Below are 13,415 nucleotides of genomic sequence, written 5' to 3' on the forward strand. Positions count from 1 at the left end.
GATATTATATACAATCATCTTGCTCCCCACGATTATATATAATATCTAAAATCCTATCGGCTGAACGGCCGCACCTTGCAGCGGGCAAAAGACCCGTGCCTTGGGAGAAACGCCAATGCCCCCCTTCGACCGTCCGCGCCCGCGGATATTCGCGCACGCCTGCCACCTCACCCGCCGCACCCTGCTGGCCTCCGCCGCTCTGGCAATGCTCTCGGGCGCGCTGGCCGGTCCGCTGCTGGCACAGGACGCACCCAAGAAGGGCGGCGTGCTGAAAATTGCCGCGCCCTTCAACCCGTCGAGCCTCGACCCGCTGACCGGCGGGGCCGGCTCCGACCACATGCTGCTCTACCCGCTGTTCGACACGCTCATCGACTTCGAGCCGGCGACGCTGGCGCCGAAGCCCGGCCTCGCCACCGCCTGGGAGTTCCCCGACCCGAAGACGCTGGTGCTGACCCTGCGCGAGGGCGTGACGTTCCATGACGGCGAGCCCTTCGACGCGAACGCGGTGAAGGCACATCTCGACCGCGCCAAGGACGATCCCCGCTCGGCGGTGAAGGGCGACATCGCTTCGCTGGAAAGCGTCGAGGTGCTGGCGCCGAACAAGGTGGCGCTGCATCTCAGCCGCCCGGACACCGCGCTGCCGCTGATCCTAGCCGACCGCGCGGGCATGGTGTTCTCGCCCAAGGCGGCCGCCGCCAAGGGCCGCCAGTCGGACCGCGAGCCGGTCGGCACCGGGCCGTTCAGGTTCGAGAAGTGGAACGACAACGACGTGGTGACCATGGTCCGCAATCCCGACTATTGGAACAGGGACCTGCCGCATCTAGACGGGCTGAGCTTCCGCATCATCACCGATCTCAACACCGGGCTGCGCTCGGTGATCGCCGGCGAGAACCATTTCGCCTACCGCCTCAACCCGCAGCAGAAGGTGGTCGCCGACCGCGCCGGCGGCGGCAAGGTGGTGGTCGCCTCCAACCCGACCATTGCCGACTACCATCTGGTCTTCAACTACAAGCGCGCGCCGCTGGACAACGTGAAGGTCCGGCAGGCGATCAACTACGCCATCGACCGCGAGGCCTTCAACAAGGCGGCGCTGCTCGGCCTCGGCGTGCCCGCCCAGACCATGCTGCCGCCCGGCTACTGGGCGCATGATTCCGCGCTCGACGGCTTCTACACCCACGACCCGGACAAGGCGCGGGCGCTGCTCAAGGAAGCCGGCTTCCCGGACGGCGTCGACCTGACCTTCTTCGGCAATTCCGACCAGGCCTCGCAGCAGCGCCACGAGATCATCATGGAGCAGCTGCGCAAGGCGGGGATCCGCACCACGCTGATCTCCGGATCGAATGCCGACATGTACCAGCGCTTCATGATCCGCGGCGAGGGGGACATGATCATGACGCTGTGGACCGGCCGGCCCGACCCCAGCCTGCCCTTCCTGCTGGTCTATGGCGAGAACGGCTTCAACAATGCCGGCAAGGTGCCGCCGCCGCCGGAGATGCAAGGCGGCGCAGGTCGAATCGCAGACCGCCACCACCGAGGAAGGTCGCAAGGCCGCCTTCGCCAGGCTGGAGAAGGCGGCGCTCGATCACGCGCTCTCCGCCGAGGTCGCCTTCGTGCCAGGCATCGAGGTCCATGCGCCGACCGTGAAGGGCTATGTGCCGAACCTGCTCGGCAAGCCGAAGCTCAACGGCATCTTCCTCGCCGACTGAACGAGGCGGCCGGCGGAACACGCCGCCGGCGCCTCCCGCCCCTGACTCATCGAGGAGCCAACATGATCACACGTCGCCACGCCCTGCTCGGGCTCGGCGCGCTCGCGGGCTCGCCGCTGGCGCTCTCCCTCGCCGGACGGCCGGCCTTCGGCCAATCGCCCCGTCGCGGCGGCATCCTGAAGATCGCCGCGCCGTTCAACCCGTCGACGCTCGATCCGCTAACGGGGGGCACCGGCTCCGACCACATGCTGCTCTACCCGCTGTTCGACACGCTGGTCGATTTCGAGCCGACGACACTGGCGGCGAAACCGGGTCTCGCGACGTCCTGGGATTTCCCGGACCCGAAGACCCTCGTCTTCACCCTGCGCGAGGGGGTGACGTTCCATGACGGCGAGCCGTTCGACGCGGCGGCCGTGAAGGCGCATCTCGACCGCGCCCGCACCGATCCGCGCTCGGCGGTGAAGGGCGAGCTCGAATCCATCGAGACGGTGGAGGTGCTGGCGCCGGACAGGGTGGCGCTCCGCCTGCGCCGCCCCGACACCGCGCTGCCGCTCATCCTCGCCGACCGCGCCGGCATGATCGCCTCGCCCAAGGCGGTGGCGCAGAAGGGCCAGAAGCACGACCGCGAGCCGGTCGGCACCGGCCCGTTCAGGTTCGAGAAATGGAACGACAACGACGTCGTCACCATGGTCCGCAATCCCGACTACTGGAACCGGGACCTGCCGCATCTCGACGGGCTGACCTTCCGCATCATCACCGACCTGAACACCGCGCTGCGCTCGGTGATCGCCGGCGAGAACCAGTTCACCTACCGCCTCAACCCGCAGCAGAAGCTGGTCGCCGACCGCCTCGGCGCCGGCAAGGTGGTGGTGAGTTCCACGCCGACCATCGCGGACTACCATCTGCTGTTCAACTACAGGCGCGAGCCGCTGAACAACGTGAAGGTGCGGCAGGCGGTCAATTACGCGCTCGACCGCGAGGGGTTCAACAAGGCGGCGCTGATGGGGCTCGGCGTGCCCGCCCAGACCATGCTGCCGCCGGGCTACTGGGCGCATGACCCGGCCTATGACCACTACTACACCCACGACCCGGACAAGGCCCGCGCGTTGCTGAAGGAGGCCGGCTTCCCGGACGGGGTGGAGCTGAAATTCTACGGCTATTCCGACCAGGCCTCGCAGCAGCGCCACGAGATCATCATGGAGCAGCTGCGTCAGGCCGGCATACGCTGCAGCATGACGGTGGGATCGAGCGCAGACATGTATCAGCGCTTCACCGTGCGCGGCGAGGGCGACATGCTGCTCGCCCTGTGGACCGGACGGCCGGATCCCAGCCAGCCCTTCGCGCTGGTCTATGGCGAGAACGGCTTCAACAATGTCGGCAAGGTGCCGCCGCCGCCCGAAATGGCGCAGGCGCAGATAAAATCCCAGTCGGTGGTCGATCCCGCGGAGCGCAAGAAGGCCTTCGCCAAGCTGGAGAAATACGCGCTGGAATATGCGCTCTCCGGCGAGCTCGCCTTCGTGCCGGGCATCGAGGCCTACGCCCCGAACGTCAAGGGCTATGTGCCGAACCTGCTCGGCAAGCCGAAATTCAACGCGCTCTACCTCGAAGGCTGAGCCCCCGATGAAAATCGTCAAAATCGAAGACTTCCACGCCAATGCCGGCTGGCGGACCACCTCCTTCCTGAAGATCACCACCGACGAGGGGCTGATCGGCTGGTCGGAATATAGCGAGGATGTCGGCACCAAGGGGCTGAACGCGACCATCCGCGCGCTCGGCGAGCGGCTGATCGGCCTCGATCCGACCCGCGTCGAATGGGCGATGGCGGTGCTGTACACCCAGACCGTGCCGGCCTGGTCGGGCATCAACCAGCACGCCATGGCGGCGCTCGGCAATGCGCTGCTGGACATTGCCGGCAAGGCGCTGGGCGTGCCCGTCCACGCGCTGTTCGGCGGCGCGGTGCGCGACCGGCTGCCGGTCTACTGGTCGCATTTCGGCACCTATCGCGTGCGCCATGGCGGCAGATACGGCCTGCCGCCGGTGCGCGACTATGACGACGTGATGAAGCTCGGCGAGGAGGCGCGCCGCCGCGGCTTCCGCGCCATGAAGACCAACATCACGCTGATGGAAGACGGCGCGCTGGCCAATTTCCGGCCCGGCTTCGGCACCATGCCGGGCTTCCCGGCGCTCAATCCGCGCCCGGAGGTGCTGCGCGGCCTCGCCCGGCAGCTGGAGGCGCTGCGGGCAGGGGCCGGTGCAGACGCCGACCTCATGCTCGACGCCAATTTCCACTTCCGTACCGAAGGCTATCTCGAACTGGTGCGGACGGTCGAACCGTTCCGCCTCGCCTGGCTGGAGCTCGACACCTACGATCCGCAGAGCCTCGCTTTGCTGCGCCGCGCCGCGGGCTTCCCGATCGCCAGCGGCGAGTCGCTCTATCACCGCCGCAGCTACCGGCCCTTCCTCGACGCCTATGCGATGGACGTCGCCATCGTCGACGTGCTGTGGAACGGCTTCCTCGAAGCGGTGAAGATCGCCTCGCTGGCCGACGCCTATGAGGTGAACGTCGCGCCGCACAATTTCTACGGCCATCTCGCCGACCACATCAGCGCCAATTTCGCCGCGCTGGTGCCCAATCTGCGCATCATGGAGATCGATATCGACGACGTGCCCTGGAAGGGCGAGTTCGTCACCCACCAGCCGGTGATCGAGAACGGCGAGATGCTGGTGCCGACCCGCCCCGGCTGGGGCACCGATGTCGACGAGGCGGCGGTGCGCCGCCATCCGCCGGGCTGAGCGCCGCCATGGACAACACGCCTCCGAAACCAGCCGCTCCGCTGCTGGACGTGCGCGACCTCGGCATCGCCTTCCGAACCGGCGCCGGCCTGGTGCAGGTGACGCGCGACGTCACCTTCTCCATCGCGCCGGGCGAGACGGTGGGGCTCGTCGGCGAGAGCGGCTGCGGCAAGAGCGTCACCGGCCTCGCCCTGATGGGCCTGCTGCCCAAGGCCACCAGCCGCGTCTCCGGCGAGGTGGTGCTGGAGGGCGAGAATCTCGTCGGCATGTCGCAGCGGCGGTTGCGGCAGCGGCGGGGCGCGAAGATCAGCATGATCTTCCAGGAGCCGATGAGCGCGCTCGACCCGGTGTTCACCATCGGCCAGCAGATCGCCGAGACGCTGCGGGCCCATCGCGACATCTCCCCCCGCGAGGCGCGCGAGCGCGGCATAGAGGCGCTGGCGCGCGTCGGCATCCCCGAGCCGGCGCTGCGCTACGATGCCTATCCGCACCAACTCTCCGGCGGCATGCGCCAGCGGGCGATGATCGCCATCGCCATCGTCTGCGAGCCGCGCCTGCTGATCGCCGACGAGCCGACCACCGCGCTCGACGTCACCGTGCAGGCGCAGATTGTCGACGTGCTCGGCGACCTCTGCGCGCGGCTCGGCATGGCCATGCTGTTCATCACCCACGATCTCGGCCTCGTCGCCCAGACCTGTTCGCGCCTCGTGACAATGTATGCCGGCGAGGTGATCGAAGAGGGCCGCATCGACGAGGTGCTGGTGCGCCCGCGCCACCCCTATACCTCCGGCCTCTTGCGTTCGCTGCCGGCGCTCGCCGAGCGCAAGTCGAAGCTCCCCGCCATTCCCGGCCGCGTGCCGATGCGCGGCGAGATGCCGGAGGGCTGCCGCTTCCGCCCGCGCTGCGGCTTCGCGCGCCCGCTCTGCGAGATGCCGCAGCCGCTCGACCGGCTGGGGCCGTCAGGGCAGGTGCGCTGCTGCCGGCATGACGAGCTCGAACTCATGGGAGTGCTGTCATGAACGCACCCGCCCCCATCCCCGCCCCGCAGGACGCCACTCCCATCGTCGCCGTCGAGAATGTCGGCGTGCATTTCCCGGTCAGCGGCGGGCGCACGCTCAAGGCGGTGGACGGCGTCAGCCTCGAGGTGAGGCCGCGGGAAATCTTCGGGGTGATCGGCGAATCCGGCTCGGGCAAGACCACGCTCGGCCGCGCCGTCATCTGCCTGGAAAAGCCCTCGGCCGGCCGCATCCTGCATCAGGGCGTCGATCCCTACACGCTGAGCGCGCGCGAACTGCGCCGGCACCGCCGCCGCTACCAGATCATCTTCCAGGACCCCAATGCCGCGCTCGACCCGCGCATGACAATCCTCAAGGCGATCCGCGAGCCGATGGACGTCGCCGGCGAATTGCCGGAGCGCGAGCGCCGTGAGCGGGCGATCGAGTTGATGGAGCGCGTCGGGCTCAGCCCGGACTTCGCCGCCCGCTATCCGCACGAGCTTTCCGGCGGCCAGAAGCAGCGCGTCTGCATCGCCCGGGTGCTGACGCTGCGGCCCGACCTCATCGTCTGCGACGAGGCGGTCTCGGCGCTCGACGTCTCCATCCAGGCCGACATCCTCAACCTCTTCGCCGAATTGCAGGCCGAGTTCGGCCTCACCTACATCTTCATCACCCATAATCTCGGCGTGGTCGCCCATGTCAGCGACCGGGTGGCGGTGATGTATCTCGGCCGCATCGTCGAGATCGGCCGCACCGAGGACGTGGTGCTCGCCCCGGCCCATCCCTATACCGAGGCGCTGCTCTCGGCCGAGCCGGTGGCGCTGCCCGCCCATCTGCGCGCGCAGAACCGGGTGATGCTGAAGGGCGAGCTGCCGAGCCCGGTGTCGCCGCCTTCCGGCTGCCGCTTCCGCACCCGCTGCCGCTTCGCGCAGCCGGTCTGTGCCGAAAAGGAGCCCCCCTGGCGGGAGACCGCGCCCGGCCATCTCAGTGCCTGCCATTTCGCCGGCGAACTGCCGATCATGTCGGGGGCCGAGTTGCACCCGGTTAAGCTCGGCGGCGCCCTCCGGCCCGGGAGGGCGTCATGAGCGCGCGCACCCTGCGGCTGATCGGCTGGCGCCTGATCCAGGTGGTGCCGGTGATCGTGCTCGCCACCTTCGCGGTGTTCGGCCTGCTGCAGCTGGTGCCGGGCGATCCGGCGGCGGTGATCGCCGGCGAGACCGCCACCGCCGAGCGCATCGCGCAGATCCGCGAGATGCTCGGCCTCGATTTGCCGCTCTGGCAGCAATATCTCCATTGGCTCGGCGGCGCGGTGCGCGGCGACCTGTCGACCTCGCTGATCACCGGGCTGCCGGTCATCGACGAGGTGCTGCGCCGCCTGCCCAATACGCTGCTCATCGTGTTCCTGGCGTTGATCCTCGCCATCAGCATCGCGGTGCCGCTCGGCATCCTCGCCGCCACCCATGTCGAGGGGAAGGTCGACCGCCTGGTCACCAGCATCGCCTCGCTCGGCGTCGCGGTGCCGAATTTCTGGGTCGGCATGATCCTGGTCGGCTTCTTCGCCCTCAGCCTGGGCTGGTTTCCCACCACCGGCGCCGCCTCGCTGTTCGAGGACCCCGGCGCGGCGCTCCGGCACGCCGCGCTGCCGGCCATCGCGCTCGCCTCCAGCGGCATCGCCGAGATCACGCGCCAGCTGCGCTCCTCGCTCATCGAGGTGCTGTCCTCGCAATATGTCCGCACGCTGCACGCCAAGGGCCTGTCTCAGGGCGCGATCCTGTGGAAGCACGGGCTGAAGAACGTGTCGCTGACCCTGCTCACCGTGATCGGCCTCGTCTTCAACCGCACGCTCGGCGCCACCGTCGCCATCGAGGCGGTGTTCGCCATTCCCGGCACCGGCTCGCTGGTGGTCACCTCCGCCACCAACAAGGACTTCCCGGTGGTTCAGGGCGTGGTGTTCGTGCTCGTGCTGATCGTGATCTTCTGCAACCTCGTGATCGACATCCTCTATTCGATCCTCGATCCAAGGATGAACAAGAAATGAGCGTGAGCAGCGAGGGCGTGCTCCGCCCCCTCCCCGTCCGCCGCCGGCGCAACCGCTTCGTGACGTGGCTCGCCTCGGACACGCGCGCGGCGGTGAGCCTCGCCTTCCTGCTGGCGCTGGCCTCGCTGTCGGTGCTCGCCAATGTGATCGCGCCCTATTCGCCGCTCGAACAGAGCATGGACATCCTCGCCCCGCCCAGCGCCGCGCATCTGCTCGGCACCGACGATCTCGGCCGCGACGTGTTCAGCCGGCTGATCCATGGCGGGCCGATGTCGCTCTATGCGAGCTTCCTCGCGGTGAGCGTCGGAACGCTGATCGGGCTGCCCTTCGGGGTGCTGGCCGGCTATCTCGGCGGCTGGGTCGACACCGCGGTGAGCCGGGTGATCGACACCATCCTGTCCTGCCCGAGCATCGTGCTGGCCATCGCGGTGACCGGCGCGCTGGGCATCGGGCTCACCAACAGCATGATCGCAGTCGGCATCGTGTTCTCGCCCGGCCTCGCCCGGCTGATCCGCGTGCAGACCATGATCGTCAAGGGCGAGCTCTATGTCGACGCCGCCCGCACCTTCGGCATGTCGACCGGTCGGCTGGTGTGGCGCCACATCCTTCCCAACGCAATCCAGCCGGTGATCGTGCAGGTGACGCTGCTGCTCGCCACCGCGCTGCTCGCCGAGGCCAGCCTGAGCTTCCTCGGCCTCGGCGTGCAGCCGCCCAACCCGAGCTGGGGCCAGATGCTGGCGCGCGCCTATGCCTATATGGAGATCGCCCCCGAGCAGATGTACGCGCCCGGCTTCGCGATCCTGTTCACCGCCCTCGCCTTCAACGCGCTCGGCGAATCGCTGCGCTCGCTGCTCGATCCCACCCGCAGGCGAAGCGACTGATCTTGCCCAGCGACCGATCCGTCTCAGGAGGCCATCCCGTGACCGAACCCTTCCGCGTGCTCGCCACCTCGCCGCTGCATCCCGACGCCGAGGCATTCCTGCGCGAGCGTTGCGCCTATGTGGTCGCTCCCGACACCCGCCCGGAGACCTTGAAGCACGCGGCGGCGGATGCGGACGCCCTCATCGTACGGGTGCGGCTGCCCGATGACATCTTCGACCGCGCACCGCGGCTCAAGGCCTGCATCCGCCACGGCGTCGGCCTCGACTTCATTCCGGTCGAGGCGGCGACGCGCGCCGGCATCGTGGTGGGCAATCTGCCGGACGCCAACACCCAGGCGGTGGTGGAGCACGTGGTGGGCTGCGCTCTGATGCTGGCCAAGGGCTTCCATGACCTCGCCGACGATTTCCGCGCCAATGGCTGGGCGGCGCGGGACCGTCATCCGAGCCGGGAGCTCGCCGGTCGCACGCTCGGCATTGTCGGTTGCGGCCGCATCGGCCGCGGCGTGGCTCGCGCCATGAAGCAGGCCTTGGGCATGCGGGTCATCGGCTACAATCGATCGGCGATGACACCCGGCGACGACATCGAGCCTACGACGCTCGACGAGGTCTTCCGCCAGGCCGACATGATTGTCCTTACCATCGCTCTTGCCCCGGAAACGCGTGGCGTGGTGGACGCGCGCCGGCTGGCGCTGATGAAGCCCGGCGCCTTGCTGATCAATGTCGCGCGCGGCGAGCTGATCGATGACGTGGCGCTGATCGCGGCACTGGAGAACGGTCGTCTCGGCGGCGCCGCGCTTGACGTGTTCGATCGTGAGCCGCTGCCGCCCGATCACATTCTCCTCTCGGCGCCCCGGCTCTTCCTGACGCCTCATGTCGCCGGAGGAACCCGCGAGAGCCTGCGCCGGATGAGCATGGAGGCCGCCGAGGATGCGCTCGCCGTGTTGCAGGGCAAGCCGCCGCGCCATTTGATCAATCCCGAAGTCTGGCCCGCCCATACGACCGAGTGAGAAGCGGTGCCGGTGGTCGATCGGACCGTCGAGACCGGGCCTCCCAAGCGCGTTAGCCGCGCTGCCGTCAGCACTAACAGCAATCGGCCGGCCGCAATTTCACCCAGCGCCGCGAGCAAGTCGGGAGAGCGGAATCGGCCGCCGCTGCAACCATCGGGCGGCTGCCATGTTGAAGAATGATCGGACGCCCCGATCGAAGTTCGGCGATCGCACGCTCGAAAGCCGTCTGGTCGCGGTCCCCAAACAGGCCTAGAATTCCTTTAGATGCGACCACTCTTTCACGCCGCTTCGGAAACCAGTCGGAATTCCATGACGAAGTGTAGCGTATGACACTCGCGGATGAAGGGCGTTACCACACCTCGCGCCATGCGTTTATGCATGTTTGGCCTCTCCTCGTCGAGCAGCGGGCCGATGCCTTGGAGAATCACTGTGTATTGGCCGATCCCCTGACCGCCCTTTATGAGCCGCTGTTGCGGCATGCGGGTTCCCGGCCTCTTGTCGTCGCGCAAATGGGCCAGTCACTTGATGGCCGGATCGCGACGCCGACAGGGAAATCCAGATACATCAACGGTTCGGCCGGTCTCGACCACCTTCATCGGCTGCGGGCGCTGGTGGATGCCGTGGTCGTCGGCGTTGGCACGGTGTTGGCTGACGATCCTCAGTTGACGACGCGGCGCGTGGAAGGCCGCAGCCCGGCGCGGGTGGTGATCGACCGCAGCGGACGCACGTCGCGTGATGCCAAATGGCTCCGCCAGGATGGCTGTAAGCGGATCGTTTTCTCGGAGAACGCCGCCGGGTGGCCAGACGCCGTCGAGCGCATCGGGACGGAATGCGATCCGGACGTCTTCGAGCCTGCCAGGCTGGTCGCGGCGCTCGCCGCGCGGGGGCATCGCATAATTCTCGTCGAAGGCGGAGCGGCGACGATCTCCCGCTTCATCGATGCCGGCATGGTGGACCGGCTGCATATCTGCCTGTCGCCGATGATCCTGGGCTCGGGTCGGGCCGTTCTCGATCTGCGGCCGATCGACAATCTCTGCGATGCGATACGGCCGCATGCCCGTCCCTACCTGTTGGATGACGGCAACGTTCTCTATGATTGCGACCTACGCCGCACGGCTGGCGGAGACCCCCATGGCGACGCCTGACAGCTCGACCGAGAACCGGAGCAAGGCAGCGCGCTACAGTTTTGCCGCGCGTGCACTGCATTGGCTGGTTGCCGCCTTCGTCATCTGTATGGTGCCGCTCGGCCTCTACATGGTCTCCCGCGGCGCGGCGACGAATTTCGATGCGCTGACGGGACAGCTCTACGACCTGCACAAGATGGCCGGTTTCATCCTGCTGTGGCTGATCGTGCTGCGCATCATCGTTCGGCTCACGCGCGGCGCACCGCCGCCACTGGCGACACTGACGCCGTTTGAGCGCATGGCCTCCACCGCCATGCACCACCTGCTCTATGCGCTGCTGCTTGTCGTGCCGGTGCTGGGCTGGGCCGGGATTTCCGCCTATCCCGCGCTGAACATCCTTGGTCTTTTCAACCTGCCCGGCATCCTGCCGGCCAATGAGCCGCTGGCGAACAAGATCTTCAGCGTTCACGGACTATTGGCTCAGGTTCTGGGCATTCTGGCGCTGCTCCACATCGCGGCAGCGCTGCGGCATCGCTTCGTCAAGCATGATGGCGTATTGCGGCGCATGTGGCCTCTCAACTGAACGGGTCAGAGCGTCGCGAAGACGTCCCGATGGCCGATCGTCACGTCCGCGCCGGCGCATCGCTCGGCCCAGCCCGCAAAGGCGTCTGCCATGTCGGGCTCGATTTCGCTGGCGGCCGCGGCGATACCGGCGATGAGTGCCATGGCGAGCGCCCGGTCGTCGGATCCGAGATGCCAGGGACTGTCGCCGACCCAGCGACGATAGCCATGTCGGAACAGCAGGGTGGAGAATGCTTGACTGCTGGCCGGACCGAGCGCCGGGCCAAAGCCCTTGTCGCGGCGCTGGTGCCGGTTGAACGCCTCGACGACGCGCCGATCCAGCGGCGTCTCCGGCTGCCAACGGGCGATGCCGTCATAATTCAGAACGGCATAGAGCGGCACCTTCCGCTCGGCCGAGACGGAAACGAGACGCTCCAGCCACGCCTCCGACACCAGATCGAACAGCGCCGCAGCCGTGACCAGATCGGGAGCGATGTCGGCGAAATGCAGGTCGCGCTTCGTAAGGTCGACGGCTTCGAAACTGACCAGAATCTGCCGGTCGCTCTTGTCGAGCCGGATTCCGTTGCCGGCATCGTACGCACGGTCGGCCCAGCGGGCGAGGCGGCGGCGGGCCTGCTCGAGAAGCATGGGGTCGCCATCGATGAGATGCCAATGCTGGCGCGGCGGCAGCGAAGGCGCCAGCGCCCGCAAATTTGAACCGGTCCCGCAACCGAGATCGACGATGGTGAGCGACGCCCGCCCGGCAAAATATCCGCAAACCCTCTCGGCGACCGCCGTGTTCCGGGCGGCATGATCGACCGGCTCGCGCAGCTCCAGCCAGCCGGGATCGAAGTTGCTCATCGCGAAAGGCCCCGCATAGTCGTGGCGATGATATCGGCCGTTTGCGACCATCGCGGCAGCGTCTGCGCCTGGGTCCAGGCGGCATCCGCCATCGCGCGGCGAAGCTGTGGCTGGTCCAGCAATTGCGCGACTGCCGCCGCAACGGCTCCGGAATCGCCCGGAGGCATCAGCAGGGCGGTACCTGCCGGCAGCGTCTCGGGTATGGCGCCGGCATTTGTCGCGACGACCGGCAAGCCGCGAGCGACAGCCTCGGTCAGCGCCATGCCATATCCCTCGTAGAACGACGTGGAGACGAAGATGTCGGCCGCGTCAAATTCGCTGTCCAGCGCCTCGCGGGTCATCGCACCGGTGAGAAGGATCCGGTCCGCCAATCCCCGCGCATCAATGAGGGCGCGCAGCGTGAGTGCGGTTCCCGTGTCGCGGTCGATCGCGCCGACGATATGGCAGGTCCAGTCGCGGGCACGCAGCCCATGCAGGGCCTCGACCAGCACATCATAGGCCTTGCGCGGGATTACCGAGCCGACGGCGAGGATGCGTGGCCGCGCGGATGTGCCCGTCGCGCGCCTGGCGGGTTCGGTGCCGGGAAGGGCGACGACGAGTTTTTCCGAACCCACCGCATAGTCCTGTGCCAGAATCCGGGCGGTCGTCGGGCTGGTGGCGATCACAGCCGACACCTCGGCAAGTGCCGCATGTTCGCTGGCAAACAGTTGCGTCTGCTGCACCGCGCTGAGCCCCGTTTCCAGTGCCAGCGGATGATGAACCAGCGCCGCCAGCGGCCGCCGCAGCCCGCGCAGCATCTCGGCCGGCAGCGCGCCAAGGCCAAGTCCGTCGATGAGTACCGGTTGCCCCGGCGGCGGCGCGTGAAGCAGGTCCCCGCTCTGCGCGATCACCTCCGCCGAGGGAAACGGGAATCCATCGGGCAGTGCCAGATGCAGCGCATTGCAGCCGGCGCGCCGGCATTCCTCGATCACGCGGCGGTCATAGATGTAGCCGCCGGTGGGCCGGCCAAGGTCGCCGGGAACTGCGAAGACGAAATCCGTCAAATGACACTGCCCTCATAGGAGGCGCGTGCAAGGTCGGTCTCGTGCAGGGTCACTCGGATGCTCGCCAGCCCTCGGCCGTCCTCGCCCAAGCTGCCGTCACGGGCAGCGGCGGCGATCGCGTCGAAGATATGTTTGGCGAGGAATTCGGTCGTCGTCAGACGGCCCGCGAACATCGGCAGCTCGTCAAGATTCTGGTAGGCGAGCGGCTTCAACGTCTGCTTCAGCACATCGAGCGCCGCGCCGATATCGATCACGACGTTCTTGGCGGTCAGTGTCTCGCGGAAGAAAGCGACGTCGACCACGAATGTCGCGCCGTGCATGCCCTGCGCCGGTCCGAAGAAGGCGTCCGGAAGCGAATGGGCGATCATGATGCGATCACGGACTTCCACGCAGTACATCGCAGGTC

Annotated in this window: 12 protein-coding genes; 9 read left to right on the forward strand and 3 right to left on the reverse strand. The window is 67.6% G+C overall.

The features are described 5' to 3' along the window. Positions 1–115: 115 nt before the first annotated feature. The 9 genes from J2X65_RS09440 (at position 116) to J2X65_RS09480 (ending at position 11,127) form a co-directional block, all read left to right on the forward strand. Positions 116–3,319, forward strand: a complete 3,204-nt coding sequence (locus tag J2X65_RS09440) for an ABC transporter substrate-binding protein (RefSeq protein ID WP_310200569.1) — start codon at positions 116–118, stop codon at positions 3,317–3,319. A 7-nt stretch (positions 3,320–3,326) separates the two neighbouring features. After that, positions 3,327–4,499, forward strand: a complete 1,173-nt coding sequence (locus tag J2X65_RS09445; RefSeq protein WP_310200571.1) for a mandelate racemase/muconate lactonizing enzyme family protein — start codon at positions 3,327–3,329, stop codon at positions 4,497–4,499. 8 nt (positions 4,500–4,507) lie between these two features. Next, positions 4,508–5,518 (forward strand): ABC transporter ATP-binding protein, encoded by a 1,011-nt coding sequence (locus J2X65_RS09450; protein WP_310200572.1) that lies wholly within the window; start codon positions 4,508–4,510, stop codon positions 5,516–5,518. Then, positions 5,515–6,579, forward strand: a complete 1,065-nt coding sequence (locus J2X65_RS09455; protein WP_310200574.1) for an ABC transporter ATP-binding protein — start codon at positions 5,515–5,517, stop codon at positions 6,577–6,579. Before J2X65_RS09450 ends, J2X65_RS09455 begins: the two co-directional genes overlap by 4 nt. Beyond that, positions 6,576–7,532 carry an ABC transporter permease gene (locus tag J2X65_RS09460; protein WP_310200576.1) on the forward strand — a complete coding sequence of 319 codons (957 nt, stop codon included), beginning with the start codon at positions 6,576–6,578 and terminating at the stop codon, positions 7,530–7,532. Before J2X65_RS09455 ends, J2X65_RS09460 begins: the two co-directional genes overlap by 4 nt. Next, entirely contained in the window at positions 7,529–8,413 is an 885-nt protein-coding gene (locus tag J2X65_RS09465) for an ABC transporter permease (RefSeq protein WP_310200578.1), read from the forward strand. The genes J2X65_RS09460 and J2X65_RS09465 overlap by 4 nt, the downstream gene beginning before the upstream one ends. Before the next feature lie 38 nt (positions 8,414–8,451). Then, positions 8,452–9,420: a hydroxyacid dehydrogenase gene (locus J2X65_RS09470; protein WP_310200580.1), complete on the forward strand. Its 969-nt coding sequence runs from the start codon at positions 8,452–8,454 to the stop codon at positions 9,418–9,420. Positions 9,421–9,746: 326 nt separating this feature from the next. Next, positions 9,747–10,565 (forward strand): RibD family protein, encoded by an 819-nt coding sequence (locus J2X65_RS09475; RefSeq protein ID WP_310200583.1) that lies wholly within the window; start codon positions 9,747–9,749, stop codon positions 10,563–10,565. Then, complete coding sequence (locus J2X65_RS09480) at positions 10,552–11,127, forward strand: cytochrome b (RefSeq protein WP_310200584.1); 576 nt, start codon at positions 10,552–10,554, stop codon at positions 11,125–11,127. Before J2X65_RS09475 ends, J2X65_RS09480 begins: the two co-directional genes overlap by 14 nt. Before the next feature lie 5 nt (positions 11,128–11,132). Here J2X65_RS09480 and J2X65_RS09485 read toward each other — a convergent pair whose 3' ends face one another. From J2X65_RS09485 to J2X65_RS09495, 3 genes are read right to left on the reverse strand one after another with little or no spacing between them, the layout of a single operon-like run. Continuing rightward, on the reverse strand, positions 11,133–11,966 hold the full coding sequence (locus tag J2X65_RS09485; protein ID WP_310200585.1) for a class I SAM-dependent methyltransferase: 834 nt from the start codon (positions 11,964–11,966) through the stop codon (positions 11,133–11,135). Then, the gene (locus tag J2X65_RS09490) at positions 11,963–13,009 is read right to left on the reverse strand and encodes a glycosyltransferase family 4 protein (protein ID WP_310200587.1); all 1,047 of its coding nucleotides are present in this window, start codon (positions 13,007–13,009) and stop codon (positions 11,963–11,965) included. Before J2X65_RS09490 ends, J2X65_RS09485 begins: the two co-directional genes overlap by 4 nt. Beyond that, positions 13,006–13,407 carry a 6-carboxytetrahydropterin synthase gene (locus tag J2X65_RS09495; RefSeq protein ID WP_310200590.1) on the reverse strand — a complete coding sequence of 134 codons (402 nt, stop codon included), beginning with the start codon at positions 13,405–13,407 and terminating at the stop codon, positions 13,006–13,008. The genes J2X65_RS09490 and J2X65_RS09495 overlap by 4 nt, the downstream gene beginning before the upstream one ends. Positions 13,408–13,415 lie beyond the last annotated feature (8 nt).

The sequence above is a fragment of the Ancylobacter sp. 3268 genome (genome assembly GCF_031456575.1).
Classification (GTDB): Bacteria; Pseudomonadota; Alphaproteobacteria; order Rhizobiales; family Xanthobacteraceae; genus Ancylobacter.